The sequence below is a fragment of the Arthrobacter sp. CAN_A212 genome, assembly GCF_015752345.1.
Classification (GTDB): Bacteria; Actinomycetota; Actinomycetes; order Actinomycetales; family Micrococcaceae; genus Arthrobacter_D.
The window spans coordinates 1-2,789 of sequence record NZ_JADOUT010000058.1 but is presented as its reverse complement, the minus strand read 5'-3'; the positions used below and the strand labels follow the sequence as shown (position 1 = coordinate 2,789).

The window sequence follows — 2,789 nt, the reverse complement described above, 5'->3', positions numbered from 1 at the left end:
GGCTTGCGGGACTGTGAGATACGATTTTGTCCTCAATCATCTCATAGAGTGACTTGTCAATCATAGATTGACATTTCACATGTCTGGGTTAGGTTTAAGTCATGACAGGAAGTAGGGAATCCCCACTTGACCGGCTCTCTGAACTGCTAACAAACGCCTCCAACTTGGGACCACTACCGACAAGTGAGACGAACGCGGTCAAAGCAGTCGAACTTGGTATCGAAATCGAGCGGGCAGCTCAAGCACATTTGGAGAATTCCGTTGCTGTAGCCAGGGTGCGAGGTGTGTCATGGCAAGCCATAGGCAGTGCTTTCGGCATCACTCGACAGGCGGCGTTCAAGCGATTCGGAACCATTTCAACGACAGACATCGGAGAAGAAGCTATGGGTAACCCAATTATTGACCTCACATCGCGGACCGAAGATATTTTTGCGCACCTCAGCAGAGGCGACTACGGCTCGGTAAAATCACTGATGACCTTCACCTGTTCCCGCCTCCTGACCAAGAAAAAGGTGATGGACGTTTGGGACCAAGTGGTGGCAGACAGCGGACAGTTCGAATTTTGTTCCAACACCACCATTCAAACTGCCGATGGCACGAATGTTATTGCACAGAAACTGAACCAGTACATCGGTGGCGGCCTGACAGGACAAACGGAAATTAATCACGAAGCAGGCGAATGGCTTGGGCGGGTTTCCTACAACGGCGCCGGGAAAGTAACCGGGATTCTCATCGTGCATCCAATGCAGGCAAACAACCTGCCCTTCTAAGAGTCTCGTGAGGCTCTATACCCAGATGCCCCAGTAAGGGATCCGTTTAGGGCAACGGTGGCAGTCCCATCCGGATCCGTTCACTTCGCTGTGTGTAGTACTCCTCGGAGATTACGGACATTCCGTGGATGGGCCCACCTAAGTAATAGACAGATGTTCCGGTTGCGAAGCTGATGTACATATCCTCAAGCCCTACCCAATCAACAAGCACGTGCTGCGGGGTGGCATCCGTGATGACTCCTGGATGACCGGCGTATAAATCGTCCGGTAGCCCATCACGTTTGAATGCCGGATCATCACGTATCAGCTCCGCTGGCAACAGGTTCTCCACGAACTGGCCAACCACAATCTGTTTTGAAGGAATCACGTTTGGCTTCCTGGAGTTGCTGTATGGCCGGATGATCAACGAGCGGCCGAGGATCGTCTGGGAATTGAGGGATTCGAAGTCGCTGCATCCCGGCAATTTTCCAACTGTATGCTGCTATCTAATGCTTCGGGTTGAATACGTTCAAGCTCCGTCTAGAAAGACGCTGTCGCGATGGGGGTTTTAGGTGCTGTCACCAGCCATTGAGGGGTCAAATCCTCTTGTTCCGAATGCCTGGGAGTTTAGCGTGCTGGGAATCGCCATCCTGGCCCTGATGCTCTTCGTAGCGGCACTTATCGACATACTTCGTTCCCAGCACCTCGCTACCAGCACCAAAGCAGTTTGGGTGTTGGCAACGCTCGTTTTCCCCTTCCTTGGCCCGGTCGCCTGGTTCCTCTTCGGGCGCCGTGACGCGCCCTCAGTAAACGAACCTCTAGTCAACTCCCGTTAGTAGCGACGGCTACCACTGACTGTTCCACCACATAGGATCGGTTTGCCCGAAGGCTGGACAACGATGTGTGTTGTCGTGATTGGGGATGGGCTAAAGGGCAGCAGGCGAGGTGCAAGGCGGGCCGAAGCTCCGTGATCGAACGAATGCAGAGGGGGACGAGCTCACCAAACTCCGCGCTCCCACGAACCGGTAGCCTTTGGTCATGGGAAATGATGCGGGCACCGCGACCACGTCCGAAGCCCTGTCGAAACCACTCGAGGCTCTCGTCCTTGACCTCGATGGTGTCCTGAGGATTTGGGATCCAGCGATTATGGCCGATGCTGAACGGGACAACAACCTTCCCGCCGGTAGTCTCGCAGCGGTGGCATTCGGCGATACCAAAATGCTGCAGAACGCAATTACCGGGGCGATCACGGATGGCCAATGGCGGGGAGAAATCTCTGACAAATTGGAAACGCATTACGGAACAGATGCCAAGAAGGCGGTGGCGCAATGGTCGAGCCATGCGGGAATGGTCAATGAGGTGGTGCTCAACATTGTCCGACGGGTACGAAAGCGGCGGACCGTCGCACTGTTTAGTAATGCCACGACCCGACTTGACTCTGATTTGTCATGCCTTGATCTCACCGATGAATTTGACCTAATCTTCAACTCCAGTGTCATTGGCATAGCGAAACCCTCTCCTGAATCTTTCAAGGCAGTGCTTGTGGAACTCGGTATCCCAGCTGACCGTTGCCTTTTCGTCGACGACACTCTGATCAACACTCGGAGCGCTGAAGGTTTGGGATTTAATGCGCACCACTTTAGGGGTGCCAGAGCTCTTGAGGAGTTCATTGCCTCCTGCGGAGGGAGGCCCAGCTGATCGCCGAACCCATCGGTGGACCCGACCGAGAATGTGGCCTTAGGGGATCTGCGCTCCATCGGGCAGCGTGAGAGAGATGGAGTGATGGGTGCCGACGTCGTCGTGATCCTGCTTCCAGGCGGGAAGGGCACCCATGTTGAGTTTGGCATCGCGATCGCTCAAGGCAGGAGGACAATCCTGCATTCGCCGGACGAAGTCATCAACAACCTTGAGACCACCAGCACGTTCTACCACCTACCTGAGTTGGAGAAGTGCCACGGAACTCTCGATGACCTCTTAGCTATGATCGTCGGCCGAGAAGTGACCGGTGCCATTGTCTGAGCCGATCGTGTCGCGGTGGGG

General features: G+C 54.6%; 5 protein-coding genes. 4 read left to right on the top strand and 1 reads right to left on the bottom strand.

Annotation, left to right across the window (positions count from 1 at the left end; translation table 11 throughout):
* Nucleotides 1-101: 101 nt before the first annotated feature.
* A complete protein-coding gene (locus tag IWX64_RS16705; protein ID WP_196868251.1) occupies nt 102-770 on the top strand; it encodes a hypothetical protein in 669 nt (222 codons plus the stop codon).
* A 46-nt stretch (nt 771-816) separates the two neighbouring features.
* Here the strand turns inward: IWX64_RS16705 and IWX64_RS16700 are convergent, their stop codons facing one another.
* Complete coding sequence (locus tag IWX64_RS16700; RefSeq protein ID WP_196868250.1) at nt 817-1,233, bottom strand: hypothetical protein; 417 nt, start codon at nt 1,231-1,233, stop codon at nt 817-819.
* A 148-nt stretch (nt 1,234-1,381) separates the two neighbouring features.
* Here IWX64_RS16700 and IWX64_RS16695 point away from each other — a divergent pair, with 148 nt between their 5' ends.
* From IWX64_RS16695 to IWX64_RS16685, 3 genes are all read left to right on the top strand, one after another.
* Complete coding sequence (locus IWX64_RS16695) at nt 1,382-1,585, top strand: PLD nuclease N-terminal domain-containing protein (protein WP_196868249.1); 204 nt, start codon at nt 1,382-1,384, stop codon at nt 1,583-1,585.
* A gap of 202 nt (nt 1,586-1,787) precedes the next feature.
* Entirely contained in the window at nt 1,788-2,447 is a 660-nt protein-coding gene (locus IWX64_RS16690) for an HAD-IA family hydrolase (protein WP_196868248.1), read from the top strand.
* Nucleotides 2,448-2,480: 33 nt separating this feature from the next.
* Nucleotides 2,481-2,768 (top strand): hypothetical protein, encoded by a 288-nt coding sequence (locus tag IWX64_RS16685; RefSeq protein ID WP_196868247.1) that lies wholly within the window; start codon nt 2,481-2,483, stop codon nt 2,766-2,768.
* Nucleotides 2,769-2,789: the final 21 nt, after the last annotated feature.